This is a genomic window from Methyloversatilis discipulorum, from assembly GCF_000385375.1.
Classification (GTDB): Bacteria; Pseudomonadota; Gammaproteobacteria; order Burkholderiales; family Rhodocyclaceae; genus Methyloversatilis; species Methyloversatilis discipulorum_A.
In genome coordinates, this window is sequence record NZ_ARVV01000001.1 from 906,796 (window position 1) to 925,250 (window position 18,455).

Sequence of the window (18,455 nt, forward strand, 5' to 3'; positions counted from 1 at the left end):
CAGCAGTGAACCGATCAGGGAGCAGCCATGCAGCAGTCCGAACACCCCGAAACGCCACAAGCCGTCGGGGATGCGCAGGATCTACCTTTTCCGGTGGTGCGTGAAGTCGGGCTGTTCGCCTGTTTCGACTGGCTCGGCCGGGCGTTTCAGGACATGCGCGCGAGTCCCGGTGGCAGCCTGTTCTATGGCGCCTGTTTCGCCTTCATGGGGCTGGTGCTGACTACGGTGTTCCGCCATGCCTATCACCTGACGTCGGCACTGGTGTGCGGATTCCTGCTGCTCGGCCCCTTCCTGTCGCTGGGCCTGTACGACCTGTCGCGCCAGCGCGAGGCCGGGCAGCCGCCGGTGCTGGCGCACTCGCTGACCGCCGGGGGTCACAATGCCGGCGCGATCGGCGTATTCGCCGTCATCCTCATCATCATCTTCCTGGTGTGGGCACGTGCCTCGCTGGTGGTGTTCGCGCTGTTCTACACGACGCAGATGCCGTCGGTGGATCACTTCCTCGAACAGGTGCTGACGCTGCAGAACGTCGAATTCCTGATGGCTTACGCGGTGGTCGGCTTCATCTTCGCGTCGCTGGTGTTCGGCGCCAGCGTGGTCGCCATCCCGCTGATGCTGGACCGCCGGCAGGACGCGGTGACGTCGATTCTCGCCAGCCTGTTCGCGCTCGGCCACAATCCGGGGCCGATGCTGGTGTGGGCCGCGCTCATCGTGGTCTTCGCGGTGATCGGTTTCCTGACCTTCTTCCTTGGCCTGATCGTACTGATGCCGCTGGTCGGGCATGCCACGTGGCACGCCTACCGGGCGCTGATCGAACCGCTCCAGCACCCGGCAGCCGTCGCTTAGCGTCTGCGGAACAGACCCAGCACGCCGAGCCCCGCCATCATCATCAGCGCGGTCGATGCTTCGGGTACGGCGGAGACCGCGAACGGCGTCGTGTCGGGCACAGCGTCGGCGTGGGCGCCGTCGGTGAAGGCAGTCCAGTTGGCGACGTCATTCACCGTGCTGCGGTAGGCCGCGAAATCGGCGGCGCCGCTGCGTGAGCCCGTGTAGCTGGCGTAATCGGTGCTGGCGGGCAGGGCGATCGCATTCACGCCAGCGGTGAGGCCGGCTGCGCTCAGTGCCGTTGCGGCGGCCGCTGCACCTTCCGACGACACCGCAGCAAGAAAGGCTGTCGGAGCCGAGGTGCCGCTGCCGACATAGGCGTAGAGCGTGTCGGCCGTGCTGCTAAGCGCGGCATTGCCGGTGCCGCTCAGGCTGCCGGTGGATGCTGCGCGACCTGCCTGATCGATGTCGCTGAAACGGATGACGGTGCCGGCCGCGATGATGCCGGCGCCGGTCTGCCAGGTGTGGAAGCCTTCGGAACTGGTGAAGGCGGCGCCATCCCAGTTGCTGTCGGTGAAGTAGATCGTGCTGTTGGCTGCCAGATCGGTCAGCGCGACGATGGCCCAGCCGTCCTCGTCGGCATTGAAGGCGGTAAACGCGATATCGCCCGCCCCGAGCGCGTGGGCGCCCTGTGCAGACAGGCACAGCGACGCGATGCACAGCATTCTTGCTGAAAACATGAACACCTCCTCCTGAATGAATGCAGCCGTTCCGGATGGAACGGCCTGCCGGGGGTGGTGTGTCTCCAGCGGCTGCGAGACCGCTCAGGCGATGTAATGGTTGATGTGTGTGCGCCCACCCGGCGTCAATCTATGACATCGGGCTTGAATATGCAAAAAGAATATTCAGCGCAGCGTCAGGCCGGTCCACCCCTGCTTGCGCAGGCACTCGTAAAGTCCGCGGGTGACGGTGCCGGCCGTGGTGTCGGGCGCGTGGGCTTCGCCCAGCGTGGACAGGCATTGCGTCTGATCGGCAATCAGTTCGTTCGCGCCGGCGCCCATCTTCGACCACATGGCGATGCGCAGGCGGGCGAGCGGGTCCTTCGGAACGACGGGGGCCGGTGCGGCGGTGGTGCGGGCCGCCGGAGCGGGCCGGGCCGGTTCGGCGCCCGGCGTTGCCGCTTCGGCCGCGGGCGCCGGTTGCACTTCAGCGGCTGCTTCGCTTTCCTCGACCGACACCAGCGTGATCTGCGACAGCTCCTCGGTCGAGCGCGTCCACCAGCCCTTCGCCTCCATGCACTGGATGAAGGCGGTCCGCTCCGAGGTGGTGCCCATGCAGGCGCGCTCGTCGCGGCGATAGTCGGCGCCACCAGCCCCCTGCTTGAAGGACACGCTGGTGCAGCCGGCGAGCAGGCCGAGCGTCAGTGCGGAAAGGAAAAGCGGGCGGGTAAGGCGCATGGCTGAACGGAAAGAGGACGAAGACCTCTCCCGTTCAGCAAGAAGTGCTCCAGCGCGTCAAACGATGTCCTGCAGGGCTTCGACCAGCGCGTCGCACTGCGCATTGGTCCCTACCGTGATGCGCAGGAACTGGTCGATGCGCGGCGCCTTGAAGTGGCGGACCAGGATGCGCCGCTCGCGCAGTTGCGCCGACAGCGTGGCGGCGTCGTGGCGCGGATGGCGCGCGAACACGAAATTCGCCGCCGACGGCAACACCTCGAAGCCGAGCGCGCTCAGTTCCTCAGCCAGCCGTTCGCGGCTGGCGATGACGCGGCGGCGGGTCTGGTCGAACCACTCGCGGTCCTGCACAGCGGCGGTCGCACCCGCCAGCGCCAGGCGGTCGAGCGGGTAGGAATTGAAGCTGTCCTTCACCCGCGTCAGGCCTTCGATCAGCGCCGGCTGACCGATTGCGAAGCCGACGCGCAGACCGGCCAGCGAACGGGATTTCGACAGCGTCTGCGTCACCAGCAGATTGGGGTGGTCAGCGACCAGCGCGACCGCCGATTCACCGCCGAAATCGATATAGGCCTCATCGATCACGATCGGGCTGTCCGGCAGCGCCGTGGCGAGCCGCTCGATGTCCGACAGGGGCAGCAGGCGACCGGTCGGCGCGTTCGGGTTCGGAAAGATGACCGCGCCCGGGCGGGCTTCGATGTAGTCGTCGATGCGGATCGCGAACTGGGCGTCCAGCGGCACGCACTGGTAATCGATCCCGTACAGCCTGCAATAGACCGGATAGAAGCTGTAGGTGATGTCCGGGAACAGCAGCGGCCGGTCGTGCTTGAGCAGGCCGATGAAGGTGTGCGCCAGCACTTCGTCCGAGCTGTTGCCGACGAACACCTGATCGGTGCCCACGCCGAAATGTGCGGCGATCGCTTCGCGCAGCGCCAGTCCGGTCGGTTCCGGGTAGAGCTTGAGCCGGTCGCCGTCCACGTCCAGTTCGGCCTGCATCGCCGCGACGGCGCGCGGGCTGGGCGGATAGGGGTTCTCGTTGGTGTTGAGCTTGATCAGCCCGTCTATCTTGGGTTGCTCGCCCGGCGTGTAGGGCGACAGGGCGTGGACGACGGGGCTCCAGAACTGGCTCATGATGGTGCAGGCGACGATGTGACTGTTGTTGGGCGGGACGTGTTGCGGTGCGCGCAGGCTGGCATGGCCCGTTGCAAGTCGATGTTATCATCCGGCCATCCCTGTTCCGGCGTGCAGCCGGGACGAATCACCGAAGCGACCATCTTCATGCGGCAAGCCGAAATCACGCGCAACACCCTGGAAACCCAGATCACGGTGCGCATCAATCTCGACGGAACCGGTCAGGGCAAGCTGGACACCGGTGTGCCCTTCTTCGATCACATGCTGGACCAGATCGTTCGGCACGGCCTGATCGACCTCGAAATCATCGCCAAGGGCGACCTGCACATCGACGCCCACCACACTGTGGAAGATGTTGGCATCACGCTGGGTCAGGCCTTCGCGAAGGCGGTTGGCGACAAGAAGGGCCTGCGTCGCTACGGCCACGCCTACGTTCCGCTGGACGAGGCGCTGTCGCGTGTCGTGGTTGACCTGTCCGGCCGCCCGGGGCTGGAGTACAACATCGACTTCACCCGCGCCCGCATCGGAGATTTCGACGTTGACCTGACGCGCGAGTTTTTCCAGGGCTTCGTCAATCACGCGCTGGTGACGCTGCACATCGACAATCTGCGCGGCATCAACGCGCACCACCAGTGCGAAACCGTATTCAAGGCCTTTGCCCGCGCGCTGCGCGCCGCCAGCGAGCGCGATGAACGTGCGGCCGGCCAGATGCCGTCGACCAAGGGTTCGCTCTGAGCCCGTCCTGACGCCAGCGTTTCACCCTCTTCCGATTCAGCCGCACTCATGACTCGCGTTGCCATCATCGATTACGGCATGGGCAATCTGCGTTCGGTCGCCAAGGCGATCGAGCACGTCGCACCCGAAGCCGAGGTCATCGTCAGCAGCGACGCACGCGTCGTCGCTGGCGCCGACCGCGTCGTGTTTCCGGGGCAGGGCGCCATGCCGGACTGCATGCGCGAACTCGACGCGCGCGACCTGCGCGGCGCCGTGCTCGACGCCGCTGCGAACAAGCCCTTCCTCGGCATCTGCATCGGTCTGCAGATGCTGTTCCAGCACAGCCAGGAAGGCGACGTGCCTGGCTTGGGCGTGCTCGCCGGCGATGTGAAGCGCTTTGTCGATCCGCGCGATCCGGTGTCCGGGGCCCGGCTGAAGGTGCCGCACATGGGCTGGAATGGCGTGAAACAGACGCGCGTGCATCCGATGTGGGACGGCATCGCCGACGAAGAACGCTTCTACTTCGTGCACAGCTACTTCGTGCAGCCGGTCGATGCGGCGCTGACGGCGGGTGAAACCTCCTACGGCGCAGCCTTTACCAGTGCGATAGCGCGCGATAATATTTTTGCGGTGCAGTTTCACCCGGAAAAGAGCGCGCACGCCGGTCTGCGCCTGCTGGCCAACTTCATCGGCTGGATGCCCTGATACCTGGTGCCCGACGATGCCGTCGGGGACTTCTCCCTTCCACTCTCCCTGACACGACACGACTCGCGCCATGCTGCTCATTCCCGCCATCGACCTCAAGGACGGCCACTGCGTACGCCTGAAGCAAGGTGATATGGACGTGGTGACCGTATTTTCGGAAGACCCGGCTGCCATGGCCCGCCATTGGCTCGATGCCGGCGCGCGCCGCCTGCACCTGGTGGACCTCAACGGCGCCGTTGCCGGCAAGCCGAAGAATGAATCGGCGATCAAGGCCATCGTCAAGGAACTGGGCGACGAAATCCCGATCCAGCTCGGCGGCGGCATCCGCGATCTCGACACCATCGAGCGCTACCTCGATGACGGCATCAGCTACGTCATCATCGGCACCGCGGCGGTCAAGAGTCCGGGCTTCGTACACGACGCCTGTGGGGCCTTCCCCGGCCACATCATCGTCGGCCTGGACGCCAAGGATGGCAAGGTGGCAGTGGACGGCTGGTCCAAGATGACCGGCCATGACGTGATCGATCTGGCGAAGAAATTCGAGGATCAGGGCGTCGAGGCGATTGTCTATACCGACATCGGTCGCGACGGCATGCTCAGCGGCGTGAACATCGACGCCACGGTGAAGCTGGCGCAGGCGCTGCGCATTCCGGTCATCGCGTCGGGCGGCGTCACCAATCTCGACGACATCCGCGGTCTCTGTGCGGTCGAGGACGAAGGCGTGATCGGCGCCATCACTGGCCGCGCCATCTACGAAGGCACACTGGATTTCGCTGTCGCGCAGGCCGAAGCAGACCGCCTGAACGGCGAAGGCTGAACCTTTTCATCGCGCACGGCGCGAAACACTCATGCTAGCCAAGCGCATCATTCCCTGTCTGGACGTCAATGCCGGCCGCGTGGTCAAGGGCGTCAATTTCGTGTCACTGAAGGACGCCGGTGACCCGGTCGAGATCGCCCGCCGTTACGACGAGCAGGGCGCCGACGAGCTGACCTTCCTCGACATCACCGCCAGTTCCGACGCGCGCGACATCATCCTGCACGTGGTCGAGCAGGTGGCCGAACAGGTGTTCATCCCGCTGACCGTCGGTGGCGGCGTGCGCGCGGTCGAGGACGTGCGTCGCCTGCTCAATGCCGGCGCCGACAAAGTGAGCATGAACACTGCAGCAATCAAGGATCCGGAACTGGTGGCGCGTGCCTCAGGCAAGGTCGGTTCGCAGTGCATCGTCGTCGCCATCGACGCCAAGCGCGTCGACGATCGCGACGGCCAGCCGCGCTGGGAAGTGTTTACGCACGGCGGCCGCAATCCGACCGGACTCGACGCGGTCGAGTGGGCGCAGAAGGTCGAGTCGCTCGGCGCCGGCGAAATCCTGCTCACCAGCATGGACCGCGACGGCACCAAGAACGGCTTTGACCTCGCGCTGACCCGCGCCGTGTCGGACGCGGTGCGCATTCCGGTCATCGCGTCGGGCGGTGTCGGCAACCTCGACCATCTGGTCGACGGCGTGGTCGAAGGTGGAGCCGACGCAGTGCTGGCGGCCAGCATCTTCCACTTCGGTCAGCACACGGTGCGCGAGGCCAAGGAACGGATGCGCGAACGCGGTATCGAGGTACGCCTGTGATGAACGCGCCGGCCTGGATCGACGCCATAGACTGGGACGACAAAGGCCTGCTGCCGGTCATCGTGCAGGAGGCATCGACCGGCGACGTGCTGATGTTCGCCTGGATGAACCGCGACGCGCTGGTCCGCACGGCGGAACTGCGCGAGGCGGTGTTCTGGTCACGCTCACGCGGAAAGCTGTGGCACAAGGGTGAGGAATCCGGCCACACGCAGAAGGTGCTCGACATCCGCCTCGACTGCGATCGCGACGTGCTGCTGCTGAAGGTGGAGCAGACCGGCGGTATCGCCTGTCACACCGGCCGCCACAGCTGCTTCTTCCATTCGCTGACCGATGGCCGCTGGGATGAGGTCGACCCGGTCATCAAGAACCCGGACGAGATATACAAATGATCGATATCGAAGTGCTGCGCCGCGTCGCGCAGACCATCGCCGAGCGCAAGAGCGCCGAACCCGGTTCGTCCTACGTGTCCTCTCTGTTCCACAAGGGCACCGACGCGATCTGCAAGAAGGTGGCCGAAGAAGCGGCCGAGACCATCATGGCGTCCAAGGATGGCGACGTCGGCCACGTCGTACGCGAGGTGACCGATCTGTGGTTTCACTCGATGGTGCTGCTGGCCCATCACGGCCTGACCGTGGACGACGTGCTGCATGAGTTCCGCCGCCGCGAGGGCATTTCGGGCATCGACGAGAAGCGCTCGCGCACGAACGGCTGATCAGGCTCGCAATACGGTAATACACGTATTTGAAACTCCCGACCTCACGGACAGACTGACACCATGCACGACCCCAACTGCATCTTCTGCAAGATCATCGAAGGCAAGATCCCGTCGCGCAAGCTGTACGAGGACGACCTGATCTACGCCTTCCACGACATCAACCCGCAGGCGCCGGTGCATTTCCTGATCATCCCGAAGGTGCACGTAGCCACGCTGTACGACGCCAACGGAGCGCACGAGGCCGTCCTCGGCCGCATGCTCTCGAAGGCGGGTGAACTGGCCCGTATGGCAGGTGCTGACGAGGGCTTCCGCACCATCATCAACTGCGGAAAGGTGGGTCGGCAGGAGGTGTATCATCTTCACATGCATGTTCTGGGCGGCGACCATCCCCTGCCGCCCATGATCGTTTCCGAGAGGTAATCCCATGGGTTCATTCAGCATCTGGCACTGGCTCGTCGTGCTCGTCATCGTGCTTCTGGTGTTCGGCACCAAGAAGCTGCGCAACATCGGCTCCGATCTCGGCGGCGCGGTCAAGGGCTTCAAGGAAGGCATGAAGGGCGCCGAAGGCAGCGCCCCGGCCGACCAGCCGACCCAGAGCGTCGGTCACACGATAGACGTGAAGGCGGAAGAGAAGGTCAAGTCCTGATCGCGGCGGCCGTCGGCCGCTCCTTCATTCACCGGGCGGGCTGTCGGCCCGCCCGGCTCATTTCCACGTCCCCATGTTCGACATCGGTTTCTCCGAATTTTTCATCATCGGCATCGTGGCGCTGATCGTGCTCGGTCCCGAGCGCCTGCCGCGCGTCGCCCGTACGGCCGGCCATCTGCTGGGCCGGCTGCAGCGCTACGTCAGTGACGTGAAGGCGGACATTTCGAAGGAAATGCAGCTCGAAGAACTGCGCAAGCTGCAATCCCAGGTCGAACAGCAGGTGCGAGAGGTCGAGCGTCAGGCCAACGAGGCGACCGGTTCGGTCGCCAAGGAGGTCGACGGCCTGAGTGACCAGATGCGCGCCGCGATGGCCGAACAGGAAAAGTACGCGGCGATCGAGCAGGCCGAGACGGCGGCGCAGACCGCCGAGCCGGCGCCGGCAGCCGTTCCCGCGCCTGAGCCCGTATCCGGCCAGCTCTCCCTCGATATTCCGCCGCCGGAAGCCAAACCGGTGTCGTCCGACAAGACATGAGCGAGCAGACCGAAAGTTTCATCTCCCATCTGGTCGAACTGCGTGACCGGCTGCTGCGTGCGGTGGCGGCCATCGTCATCGTGTTCATCTGCCTGATGCCCTGGGCCGGCGACATCTATGACCTGCTGGCGCGCCCGCTGATGATCGCGTTGCCGGAGGGCACGAAAATGATTGCCACGGGCGTCGTCACGCCCTTCTTCGTGCCGGTCAAGGTAACCATGATGGTGGCCTTCCTGATCGCCCTGCCGGTGGTGCTCTACCAGGCGTGGGCCTTCGTGGCGCCGGGCCTGTATGCGCACGAGAAGCGGCTCGGGCTGCCGCTGATCGTCGCCAGCACGCTGCTCTTCCTCGCGGGCATGGCCTTCTGCTACTTCTTCGTGTTCAAGACGGTGTTCCACTTCATTTCGGAGTTCGCCCCGAAGAGCATCACGCCGGCGCCGGACATCGAGCAGTACCTCAGCTTCGTGCTGACCATGTTCACCGCCTTCGGCGTCACCTTCGAGGTGCCGGTGGTGGTGATCGTGCTGGTGCGCTTCGGCATCGTCAGCATCGAAAAGCTGAAGGAGGCGCGCCCTTACGTGATCGTCGGCGCCTTCGTGGTGGCCGCTGTCGTCACGCCGCCGGACGTGGTGTCGCAGCTGATGCTGGCCATTCCGCTGTGCGTGCTGTACGAACTGGGGATCGTGGTGGCACGTTTCACTGGCCGCTCGCCGGCTCGCGACGACGAGCGGGACGCGGCGGCCTGACCTTCCGCCTGACCCTTACTCGCGGTTCTTCGCGGCGACGCCGTTGATCGGGCGCTTGCCGACATTGACGACGACGTCGCGTTCGCCGCCGCTGCGATAGACCTTCAGCGTCGCCTGCTGGCCCGGCACCAGTGCCGCGATCAGCTGCAGCATGCCGCTGGCGTCCTTCACCTTCTTGCCGTCGACCTCGAGCAGCACGTCACCCGGACGCACACCGCCGCGGTCGGCCGGGCTGCCGCGCATCACACCGGCGATCAGCGCGCCGCCGCTCATCGGGTACTTGAAGCTCTCGGCCAGTTCCGGCGTCAGCTCCTGCACCTCGACGCCGACCCAGCCGCGGGTGACCGAGCCGCTGGCGACGATCTGTTCCATCACACTGCGCGCGGTGCTGACCGGAATCGCGAAGCCGATGCCGAGCGAACCACCGCTGCGTGAGTAGATGGCGGTATTGATACCTACCAGGTTGCCGTTGGCGTCGATCAGCGCGCCGCCGGAGTTGCCCGGATTGATCGCCGCGTCGGTCTGGATGAAGTTCTCGAAGGTGTTGATGCCGAGCTGCGAGCGGCCGAGCGCGGACACGATGCCCATGGTGACGGTCTGGCCGACGTCGAAAGGATTGCCGATGGCCAGTACGACGTCGCCGATGCGCAGCACGTCGTTGTCGCCGAAGCTGGCGGCCGGCAGCTTGGTCGGTGCCTTGACGCGCAGGACGGCGAGGTCGGATTCGGGGTCGCTGCCGATCAGCGTTGCCGGGTACTTGCCGCCGTCGTTCAACGAGACTTCGATTTCGTCGGCCGCTTCGACCACGTGGTTATTGGTCAGCACTACGCCGTCCTCGCTGACGATGACGCCGGAACCCAGCCCCATCTGACGCTGCGGCTGGCTGCCCAGGCGGTCGCCGAAGAAGTGACGGAACACCGGATCGTTCATCAGCGGGTGCTGCGGTGTGCGCACCGCCTTGGTGGTGAAGATATGCACCACCGAGGGCAGCGCCTTCTGCGCAGCATCGGCGTAGCTCACCACTTTCGCGGCCTCGATGCGCGTCGTCACAGGGGGCGGCTCGGGCAGCAGCGTGCTGATCGAGGGCGCCGTCGGCGTACCGTTCGGAACCGTTGTCGAACGGCTCGGCAGCCATTCCGGTTTCAGCGTCGCGACGACGAAGAGCACGGCCAGGGCGGCAGTGACCGATTGAGCAAAGACCAGCCACAGACGCTGCATAATTCGGCAACCAGAAACGGGGGAAGAATGGACAGGACGCAGCTGCAACGACATCTGGATGACCTGCTAGAAGCCGCGCGCTTCAAGGATTATTGCCCAAACGGCCTGCAAGTGGAAGGTTCGGGGGAGGTCGCCCGGGTGGTCTGTGGCGTCACTGCCAGCCTGGCGCTGATCGACGCTGCCATCGAGCGTGGCGCGCAGGCCATCCTCGTGCATCACGGCTGGTTCTGGCGTGGCGAGGACGGCCGCATCACCGGCATGCGGCGCGCACGCATCGCCCGGCTGCTGGCACACGACATCAATCTGTTCGCTTATCACCTGCCGCTGGACGCGCACCCCGAACTGGGCAACAACGCGCAGCTCGGGCGCGTGCTGGGGCTGACGCCGACCGCCGTCGTGGGCGACCAGGGGCTGTTGTGGATAGGCGAACCAGCCGTGCCGGCCAGCGCCGGTGAGTTGGCCGAACGTTTCGGCGCCGCACTTGGCCGCACGCCGCTGCTGGTCGGCGACGCACAGCGCACGGTGCGGCGCATCGCCTGGTGCACGGGCGGCGCGCAGGGCATGTTCGAACAGGCGATCGACGCCGGTGCCGACCTCTATCTGTCAGGCGAGATTTCGGAACAGACGACGCATACCGCGCGCGAATCCGGCGTGCCCTATATCGCTGCCGGCCATCACGCGACCGAGCGCTACGGCGTGCAGGCGCTGGGCGAACATCTTGAGCAGTCCTGCGGACTCCAGGTGGCTTTCGTCGATATCGACAATCCCGCCTGACGCAAGAGTCGGGCGGCAACAGACACTAGAGCAGGGCGAGGCGGGATGCGCTGGTATTGGTGACCGGCGGATTCGCGATCAGCCACTCCAGCATGCTCTTCAGCAGCAGGATGTCGTCGATCACGCCGAGTGGGAAGCCGACGCGGGTACCGGCGCGGTTGTCGCGCAGCAGTTCGGTCAGGTAGTCTAGACAGTCCTGATTCGGCCAGGTGGCGTTCACGCGCGCCATGATGTGGGCGAACTGTTCGACCGATTCCGAGGTGGTCGGGCCGCTGAAATGCTCCCAGTCGGGCACCTTCACGTTGAATGCGCGATTCAGTTTGGGCGCCAGATCGTCGTATTCGCCGCGCCGGCCACCCTTGTGATAGAGGTCGAGCAGCTTGAGCCACGGGATCAGCGACTCTTTCGGATAGTCGCGCAGGAACTCGGACAGGGTCTGCGCTGCACCCTCCGAGCGGCCGAAGGACATCATGATTTCGGCCAGTTCGAGCACGTGTTCGTGCGAGGGCGGCGCTTCCTCGTTGGCCGGCGGGGCACTCTGGTCGATGTTCAGCGTGCTGCTCGGCGGAATGCCGGTATTGCTGCTGACCAGGCGCGGACCGCTGATCGCCGGGGCCGCGCTTTCACTGCCGCCTGTGCTGCTGGCCGTGCCAACGAAGGTATCGAACTCGAGGTCCAGACGCGCGGGTTTGCGATCGTCGGTCGCCGCTTCGGGGGCCAGTTCGAAATCGACGCTGGACCGATCGACCGCCGACAGCGAGTGCTGCTCGACGGTGTCCGTCGTCGGGTCAGTCTCGCTCGTCCGCGCCTCGACCCGCATATCGTCCATATGCTCGGCCGGTGCTTCGCCCGGGAAGTAACCGATCGACGACACCACCGCCTGTGCCATCGCCGGCGTGGTGCGCTGGTCGACCGGCGTGTCATCGTCGCGCGCCGGGCGCGACCAATTCGGTGCGGGAATGTCGGCGAAAACCGGTGGCGCGTCGGCCCCGCCCTGCGAGTATTCGGTGTCGGCAGCGCGCTGCTCACGCCGGCGCGGCGGCGGGGTGTTGGCGAGACTGGCTTCGATCTCGCGCTGGCGGCGGGCGCTGGCTTCGGCGACGGCCTGGGCGCGGCGGCGCCACAGCCAGCCACCGCCAAGTACGGCGCCAGCGGCGAACAGTCCCAGACCGGCGACCATCCAGTTCATGCCGGGCGCAACAGGTTCCGCGTCGGCCGGAGCGTCCGGCGGCAGCTTGGTGATCACCTTGACCGGCTCGTTGGTCAGGCCGGCCGGCGGCGGTGGCGTCTCGCTTGCCGCCTCCTCCTCGACCTCGACGGGCTGTTCGATGACCGGCGGGGCGCTGTCGACGGGCGCTTCGGCCGTCACCGCCGGCACGGGCGGCGTTTCGGCGGGCTGTGCCACCGGCGCGCGGGCTGCGTCGAGCGTGCCGCTGCTGCGGTCGAGCTGCTTCTGCAGCGCTTCCAGCCGCGCCTCGAGCTGCTTCACCTTGTCGGCGATCGCCAGATGAGTGGCGATCTGCTCGTCCAGTGCGGCGAGCAGTTTCTGTTCGGTACGCAGTGCTTCGCGCTGGGCTTCAGTGGCTTCCGGCCGCGCCGCCATTCCACCCGACATCTTCAGACCGTTGCCTGAATCCAGACCCGGGGCAACGAAGAGGCGATCGCCGGTCGGCGGCGCAGCGTCGGTACGGCGCGGTTTGCGCGCGGCGCGCGGCTTGGCCGGCGCCGGCTCGACCTCACCCGCCGTCGCCGGCGCTGTGTCGGTGGCGGGCGCAGCGACCGGCCGGGCGCGCTCACGCGGCACAGGGGCTTCGGTCGGGGGGCTGTCCGGTGTGGTTGCAGTGATCGGCTGCATCAACACGGTGTACTCGCGGACCACTTCGTGGCCGCAGCCGATGCGGACGCCGACCATCAGGATGGGCTCGTTGACCGGCGTGCCGCTGCTGATGAAAACGGTACGACCTTGCGTACGAATGCGTCCGGCGGTGAGCCAGGGCAGGTCGTCCGCGCCCGCCGAGGGCGGGATGTCGACCGAGAAACAACTGCTTGCCGGCACGTCGTCGCCGCTGCCCAGCAACGCGATCTCTGCACGGAAGGGCTCGCCGATCGCCGAACGCGCCTTGATCGCCCCGAGCCCGAGCGCCAGTGCGTGCGGTGCGTGGAGACCGACCGCCAGCAGCGCGGCCGCGAGCAAGGTCGGGCGCAGCCGCGACCGAGTGCGTGCGAGCGCAGTGATGGGCGTATGCAATTGAAGAAACTCCGTGCCGGAATCCAGGTGGCGATCCGTGTTCATGTGTGTTTTTCGGCAAGCCGAGGGGAAACTTTACTTTAGTGGCGCGTGCTTTCGTGAGCCGCGCCAGACAAGGCGATGCGGGAAGAGGCAAAATTGTGTGTCACGACACTTCTGCTGGAGCCCGCATGCACCCGATGTTGTTCGAACTCTCTTCGCCCACCTTGCCGATCCGTGGCTCCGCAGCCCGTTTCCCGGTGCGACGCATCTACTGCGTCGGTCGCAATTACGCCGACCACGCGCGCGAGATGGGCCATGACCCGTCCCTGGAGCAGCCCTTCTTCTTCTCCAAGCCGGCTGACGCACTGGTCTGCGCGCCGGCATCGGTGCCCTATCCGTCGGCGACGTCCGACCTGCAGCACGAGGTCGAACTGGTGGTCGCGCTGCATGCGGGCGGCCGCAATCTCGACGCCGCGCAGGCGCGCGCCTGCATTTGCGGTTATGGCGTCGGCCTCGACCTGACGCGCCGCGATCTGCAGCGCGCGGCGCGTGACAAGGGGCAGCCCTGGGACATGGGCAAGGGTTTCGATTTCAGTGCGCCGGTGTCCGAACTGGTGCCGGCCAGCGTCTGCGGGCATCCGCGCAGCGGAGCGATCGAACTGTCGGTGAATGGGCAGGTGCGTCAGCGGGGCGACCTGTCCGACATGATCCTCGATGTCGAAACGCTGATCGGGCGGCTGTCCCGCCTGGTCGAACTGCGTGCCGGCGATCTGCTGTTCACCGGTACGCCGGCCGGCGTGTCGGCGCTTCTGCCCGGCGATCATGTCAGCGCCGAGGTTGCCGGCGTCGGGCGGCTGCTGGTCGATATCGCTCCCGCGCTCGACTGAATTGTTTCGCTGCAGTGCAGCGATGCTCTGTATAATTATGGATTACGTGGTCCGGCCCGCACGCCGGAATGCGGGTATCGACCGCCAACCGGCGTCGCGATGCGCAACAAGACTCGTGAGGGCTACAACCCGAAGCGGGCGTTTCACCATCCTGTGCAGACAACAAGGCGAGGAATACGCATGAAGATCCATGAGTATCAGGCGAAGGAGGTATTGCGCCGTTTCGGTGTGGTCACGCCGCGCGGAGTACCGGTTTTCGAGGTTGACCAGGCTGTGGCCGCAGCGGAATCGCTGGGCGGCAAGGTCTGGGTGGTCAAGGCGCAGATCCACGCCGGTGGCCGTGGCAAGGGCGGCGGCGTCAAGGTGGCGAAGTCGCTCGATGAAGTGCGCGAATTCGCGAAGCAGATCATGGGCATGCAGCTGGTCACGCACCAGACCGGCCCGGAAGGCCAGAAAGTCCGCCGCCTGCTGATCGAGGAAGGCGCCGACATCAAGAAGGAATACTACGTCGCCGCGCTGACCGATCGCGCGACGCAGAAGGTGGCGATGATGGCCTCGTCGGAAGGCGGCATGGACATCGAGGAAGTCGCCCACAACACCCCGGAGAAGATCATCAAGGTGTTCATCGATCCGCTGGTCGGCATGACCGACGCGCAGGGCAAGGAACTGGCCGACGGCATCGGCGTTCCCGCCGCGTCGCAGGCGCAGGCGATCGATACCTTCAAGAAGCTGTACACCTGCTACATGGAAACCGATGCCTCGCTGGCGGAGATCAATCCGCTGATTCTCGAGGGCAACGGCAACATCAAGGCGCTGGACGCCAAGTTCAACTTCGATTCGAACGCGCTCTACCGTCATGAAGACATCGTGGCCTTCCGCGACCTCGACGAAGAGGACGCGGCCGAGATCGAGGCCTCGAAGTTCGACCTCAGCTATGTGTCGCTGGACGGCAACATCGGCTGCCTGGTGAACGGTGCCGGTTTGGCCATGGCCACCATGGACGTGATCAAGCTGTACGGCGCCGAGCCGGCGAACTTCCTCGACGTGGGTGGCGGCGCCACCACAGAAAAGGTGACCGAGGCGTTCAAGATCATGCTGCGCAACCCGAACGTGCGCGGCATTCTGGTGAACATCTTCGGCGGCATCATGCGCTGCGACACCATCGCGACCGGCGTCGTCGCCGCGGCGCGCGAAGTGCACCTGACGGTGCCGCTGGTGGTGCGCATGAAGGGCACCAACGAGGAACTGGGCAAGCAAATTCTGGCGGACTCGGGTCTGCCCATCATTTCGGCCGACAGCATGGCGGATGCGGCACAGAAGATCGTTGCCGCCGTGGCCGGACACTGAGGGGAGAACCAGATATGTCGATTCTGATCAACAAGGACACCAAGGTCATCACCCAGGGCATCACCGGGAAGACCGGCCAGTTCCACACCCGCATGTGCCGCGACTACGCCAATGGCGCGAACTGTTTCGTCGCCGGCGTCAATCCGAAGAAGGCCGGTGAGGACTTCGAAGGCATCCCCATCCACGCCACCGTGGCTGAGGCGAAGGCCGCCACCGGCGCCACCGTGTCGGTCATCTACGTGCCGCCCCCGGGCGCAGCTGCAGCGATCTGGGAAGCGGTCGAAGCCGACCTCGACCTGGTCATCTGCATCACCGAAGGTATTCCGGTGCGCGACATGCTGATGGTGCGCAACAAGATGAAGGCCAAGGAAGCGGCCGGCGGCAAGAAGACGCTGCTGCTGGGCCCGAACTGCCCGGGCCTGATCACGCCGGACGAAATCAAGATCGGCATCATGCCGGGGCATATCCACAAGAAGGGCCGCATCGGCGTGGTCAGCCGCTCGGGCACGCTGACCTACGAAGCGGTCGGCCAACTGAGCGAGATCGGCCTCGGCCAGTCGAGCGCGGTGGGCATCGGTGGCGACCCGATCAACGGTCTGAAGCACATCGACGTAATGCGCATGTTCAACGACGATCCGGACACCGACGCGGTGATCATGATCGGCGAGATCGGCGGTCCGGACGAAGCCGAAGCGGCGCAGTGGTGCAAGGCCAACATGAAGAAGCCCATCGTCGGCTTCATCGCCGGCGTCACCGCACCTCCGGGCAAGCGCATGGGCCACGCCGGTGCGCTGATTTCGGGCGGCGCCGACACCGCCGACGCCAAGCTCGCCATCATGGAAGAGTGCGGCTTCACGGTGACGCGCAATCCGTCGGAAATGGGCAAGCTGCTCAAGGGCCTGCTCTGATCCTGAAGCACTGAGTTGTTGTTGCAGTGCACAGGGCCATCGCGCAAGCGGTGGCCCTTTTCATTTGTGCCCGTCATGAAGCTCTGTCGGTAGAATCCGCGCTTTCGCATTCCGGGCGCAACACGATGGATTTCTCTTCTCCCGAATTCTGGCTTGCTGTTGGCCAGATCATCATGATCGACATCCTGCTGGGCGGCGACAACGCGGTGGTGATCGCGCTCGCCTGCCGCAAGCTTCCGCCGGCGCAGCGCAGGCTGGGCATCATGTGGGGTACGGCCGGTGCGGTGTTCCTGCGCGTGATCCTCATCATGTTCGCGCTGACCCTGCTCAAGGTGCCTTACCTGAAACTGGTCGGCGCATTGCTGCTGCTGTGGATCGGCATCAAGCTGCTGATGCCCGAGGACGAGGACGAGCACGCCAACATCAAGCCCAGCGACAAGCTTTGGGGCGCGGTGAAGACGGTCATCGTCGCCGATCTGGTGATGAGCGTGGACAACGTGATCGCGATCGCCGGCGCTGCCGAGGGCGCGGGCGGTGATCATCAGCTGCCGCTGGTCATCTTCGGTCTGCTGGTGTCCATCCCCATCATCGTCTGGGGCAGCCAGCTGGTGCTCGGCCTGATGACGCGCTATCCCTTCATCGTCACGCTGGGTGCCATGCTGCTCGGCTGGATTGCCGGCACGATGGCGGTGACCGATCCGGCGATCCTGCCCTACGTGCCGCTCGACGCGGCCAGCACCGTCGACAAGCCGGAGGCGTCGGCCATGGTGCGCTACGGTGCCGGCATCGTCGGAGCGCTGCTGGTGCTGGCGGTCGGCAAGATCATCGCCTCGCGCCAGAAGCCGGTCGATTTCCCCATCCAGTGATCGAGCGCGAACCGTGAGCCTCTACCTCACCGAGGACGACGTCCGGCAGCTGCTGACCCTGCAGGACGCCCTCGTCGCGGTCGAGGACGCGCATCGCTGGCACGCCGCCGGCGAGGCCATCGACACGCCGCGCGCGCGCAGCCGCACGCCGACGTCGGCGCTGCACATCCTGCACGGTGCGGTGCTGCCGCTCGGCGTGATGGGCTACAAGAGCTATACGACCAGCCGTGAGGGTGCGCGCTTCTGGGTGCATCTGTTCGATGTCGCCAACGGCCGGCCGTTGGCCGTGCTGGAAGCCGACTACCTCGGCATGATGCGCACCGGTGCAACCGGCGGCCTCGCCGCACGCGTGCTGTCGCGCGAAGAGGCGCGCAGTGCGGTGGTGTTCGGTGCCGGCTGGCAGGCACGCAGCCAGATCGAGGCGCTGTGCGCGGTGCGCAACATCGAACGCGTGCAGGTGGTGGCGCGCAAGCGCGACAAGCTCGAAGCCTTCTGCGCCGAACAGTCGCAGCGGCTCGGGCGGGACATCGTGCCGGCCGACGAAATCGAATCGGCCGTGCGCAGTGCCGACGTGGTGGTCACCATCACCACTGCGACCGATCCGCTGTTCGACGGCCGCTGGCTCGGCGAAGGCACGCACGTCACGGCGGCCGGATCGAATGCGCTGATCCGCCGCGAAATCGATGAAGCCACGATACGCCGTGCCGCCGTGATCGCGGTCGATGCGCGCGCGACCGCCTTGCGGGAATCCGGCGACCTGCTGCCGGCGCTGGAGAAAGGTCGCCTGAGTGAGTTCGGCATGACCGAACTGGGCGAACTGCTGGTCGGCATGCGGCCGGGGCGACGCAGTGCAGCCGACATTACGCTGTTCGAATCCCAGGGCATGGCGATACAGGATCTGGTGCTTGCCGCGCGCGTGGTCGACAAAGCCCGTACGGCGGGTCTCGGGCGCGATCTTCCTTACTGATTTTCCCGCCTGATTTCCGCGGCGCAGCGGATTCGGCACGGCAAGCGTGAAATTCCACCGCGTCGCGCGAACCGTCGTTTGACTGTGTTGAGGCTGAACTGCAAGAATATGTGACAGGCGTCTGTTTTTCCGCGTGAGTTCGCCGACGCGAGAGCGGATGGCATACACAACAAG

22 protein-coding genes are annotated in these 18,455 nt (G+C 65.6%); 17 read left to right on the forward strand and 5 right to left on the reverse strand.

The features are described 5' to 3' along the window. The first annotated feature begins 27 nt into the window (after positions 1-27). On the forward strand, positions 28-846 hold the full coding sequence (locus tag METRZ18153_RS0104330) for a DUF2189 domain-containing protein (RefSeq protein ID WP_029143540.1): 819 nt from the start codon (positions 28-30) through the stop codon (positions 844-846). Here METRZ18153_RS0104330 and METRZ18153_RS0104335 read toward each other — a convergent pair. The 3 genes from METRZ18153_RS0104335 to hisC form a co-directional block, all read right to left on the reverse strand. Continuing rightward, positions 843-1,550 carry a PEP-CTERM sorting domain-containing protein gene (locus tag METRZ18153_RS0104335; protein ID WP_020163572.1) on the reverse strand — a complete coding sequence of 236 codons (708 nt, stop codon included), beginning with the start codon at positions 1,548-1,550 and terminating at the stop codon, positions 843-845. The genes METRZ18153_RS0104330 and METRZ18153_RS0104335 overlap by 4 nt on opposite strands. Positions 1,551-1,730: 180 nt before the next feature. Next, positions 1,731-2,282, reverse strand: coding sequence for a hypothetical protein (locus tag METRZ18153_RS0104340; RefSeq protein ID WP_020163573.1), 552 nt, complete (start codon positions 2,280-2,282; stop codon positions 1,731-1,733). A gap of 57 nt (positions 2,283-2,339) precedes the next feature. Next, a complete protein-coding gene (gene hisC / locus METRZ18153_RS0104345; protein ID WP_020163574.1) occupies positions 2,340-3,407 on the reverse strand; it encodes a histidinol-phosphate transaminase in 1,068 nt (355 codons plus the stop codon). 147 nt (positions 3,408-3,554) lie between these two features. On the opposite strand from hisC, the gene hisB reads away from it, so the two are divergent. The 10 genes from hisB (at position 3,555) to tatC (ending at position 9,084) form a co-directional block, all read left to right on the forward strand. Then, on the forward strand, positions 3,555-4,142 hold the full coding sequence (gene hisB / locus METRZ18153_RS0104350) for an imidazoleglycerol-phosphate dehydratase HisB (protein WP_020163575.1): 588 nt from the start codon (positions 3,555-3,557) through the stop codon (positions 4,140-4,142). 48 nt (positions 4,143-4,190) lie between these two features. Further along, complete coding sequence (hisH, locus tag METRZ18153_RS0104355) at positions 4,191-4,826, forward strand: imidazole glycerol phosphate synthase subunit HisH (protein ID WP_020163576.1); 636 nt, start codon at positions 4,191-4,193, stop codon at positions 4,824-4,826. Positions 4,827-4,896: 70 nt separating this feature from the next. Further along, positions 4,897-5,643, forward strand: a complete 747-nt coding sequence (hisA, locus tag METRZ18153_RS0104360) for a 1-(5-phosphoribosyl)-5-[(5-phosphoribosylamino)methylideneamino]imidazole-4-carboxamide isomerase (RefSeq protein WP_020163577.1) — start codon at positions 4,897-4,899, stop codon at positions 5,641-5,643. Positions 5,644-5,674: 31 nt separating this feature from the next. Continuing rightward, positions 5,675-6,445 (forward strand): imidazole glycerol phosphate synthase subunit HisF, encoded by a 771-nt coding sequence (hisF, locus tag METRZ18153_RS0104365; RefSeq protein ID WP_020163578.1) that lies wholly within the window; start codon positions 5,675-5,677, stop codon positions 6,443-6,445. Continuing rightward, entirely contained in the window at positions 6,445-6,834 is a 390-nt protein-coding gene (gene hisI / locus METRZ18153_RS0104370; protein WP_020163579.1) for a phosphoribosyl-AMP cyclohydrolase, read from the forward strand. Before hisF ends, hisI begins: the two co-directional genes overlap by 1 nt. Next, entirely contained in the window at positions 6,831-7,157 is a 327-nt protein-coding gene (locus tag METRZ18153_RS0104375) for a phosphoribosyl-ATP diphosphatase (protein WP_019919453.1), read from the forward strand. Before hisI ends, METRZ18153_RS0104375 begins: the two co-directional genes overlap by 4 nt. A gap of 63 nt (positions 7,158-7,220) precedes the next feature. After that, positions 7,221-7,580, forward strand: a complete 360-nt coding sequence (locus METRZ18153_RS0104380; protein WP_020163580.1) for a histidine triad nucleotide-binding protein — start codon at positions 7,221-7,223, stop codon at positions 7,578-7,580. 4 nt (positions 7,581-7,584) lie between these two features. After that, positions 7,585-7,806, forward strand: a complete 222-nt coding sequence (gene tatA / locus METRZ18153_RS0104385) for a Sec-independent protein translocase subunit TatA (protein ID WP_019919451.1) — start codon at positions 7,585-7,587, stop codon at positions 7,804-7,806. Positions 7,807-7,879: 73 nt separating this feature from the next. Further along, positions 7,880-8,338, forward strand: a complete 459-nt coding sequence (tatB, locus tag METRZ18153_RS0104390) for a Sec-independent protein translocase protein TatB (protein WP_019919450.1) — start codon at positions 7,880-7,882, stop codon at positions 8,336-8,338. Beyond that, positions 8,335-9,084 (forward strand): twin-arginine translocase subunit TatC, encoded by a 750-nt coding sequence (gene tatC, locus METRZ18153_RS0104395; protein ID WP_020163581.1) that lies wholly within the window; start codon positions 8,335-8,337, stop codon positions 9,082-9,084. Before tatB ends, tatC begins: the two co-directional genes overlap by 4 nt. Positions 9,085-9,099: 15 nt before the next feature. On the opposite strand, the gene METRZ18153_RS0104400 is transcribed toward tatC, so the two are convergent. Next, entirely contained in the window at positions 9,100-10,302 is a 1,203-nt protein-coding gene (locus tag METRZ18153_RS0104400; protein ID WP_020163582.1) for a Do family serine endopeptidase, read from the reverse strand. Between the two features lie 27 nt (positions 10,303-10,329). Between METRZ18153_RS0104400 and METRZ18153_RS0104405 the strand changes: the two genes are divergently transcribed. Further along, positions 10,330-11,076: a Nif3-like dinuclear metal center hexameric protein gene (locus METRZ18153_RS0104405; RefSeq protein WP_029143541.1), complete on the forward strand. Its 747-nt coding sequence runs from the start codon at positions 10,330-10,332 to the stop codon at positions 11,074-11,076. A 25-nt stretch (positions 11,077-11,101) separates the two neighbouring features. Here the strand turns inward: METRZ18153_RS0104405 and METRZ18153_RS0104410 are convergent, their stop codons facing one another. Further along, complete coding sequence (locus tag METRZ18153_RS0104410; RefSeq protein ID WP_232415962.1) at positions 11,102-13,369, reverse strand: type IV pilus assembly protein FimV; 2,268 nt, start codon at positions 13,367-13,369, stop codon at positions 11,102-11,104. A 125-nt stretch (positions 13,370-13,494) separates the two neighbouring features. On the opposite strand from METRZ18153_RS0104410, the gene METRZ18153_RS0104415 reads away from it, so the two are divergent. The 5 genes from METRZ18153_RS0104415 (at position 13,495) to METRZ18153_RS0104435 (ending at position 18,281) form a co-directional block, all read left to right on the forward strand. Continuing rightward, the gene (locus METRZ18153_RS0104415; protein ID WP_020163584.1) at positions 13,495-14,193 is read left to right on the forward strand and encodes a fumarylacetoacetate hydrolase family protein; all 699 of its coding nucleotides are present in this window, start codon (positions 13,495-13,497) and stop codon (positions 14,191-14,193) included. Positions 14,194-14,373: 180 nt separating this feature from the next. Beyond that, positions 14,374-15,540, forward strand: a complete 1,167-nt coding sequence (gene sucC, locus METRZ18153_RS0104420) for an ADP-forming succinate--CoA ligase subunit beta (RefSeq protein ID WP_019919445.1) — start codon at positions 14,374-14,376, stop codon at positions 15,538-15,540. A gap of 14 nt (positions 15,541-15,554) precedes the next feature. Then, entirely contained in the window at positions 15,555-16,448 is an 894-nt protein-coding gene (gene sucD / locus METRZ18153_RS0104425) for a succinate--CoA ligase subunit alpha (RefSeq protein WP_019919444.1), read from the forward strand. Positions 16,449-16,573: 125 nt separating this feature from the next. Next, positions 16,574-17,314: a TerC family protein gene (locus METRZ18153_RS0104430; RefSeq protein WP_029143543.1), complete on the forward strand. Its 741-nt coding sequence runs from the start codon at positions 16,574-16,576 to the stop codon at positions 17,312-17,314. Between the two features lie 13 nt (positions 17,315-17,327). Further along, the gene (locus METRZ18153_RS0104435) at positions 17,328-18,281 is read left to right on the forward strand and encodes an ornithine cyclodeaminase family protein (RefSeq protein ID WP_020163586.1); all 954 of its coding nucleotides are present in this window, start codon (positions 17,328-17,330) and stop codon (positions 18,279-18,281) included. Positions 18,282-18,455: the final 174 nt, after the last annotated feature.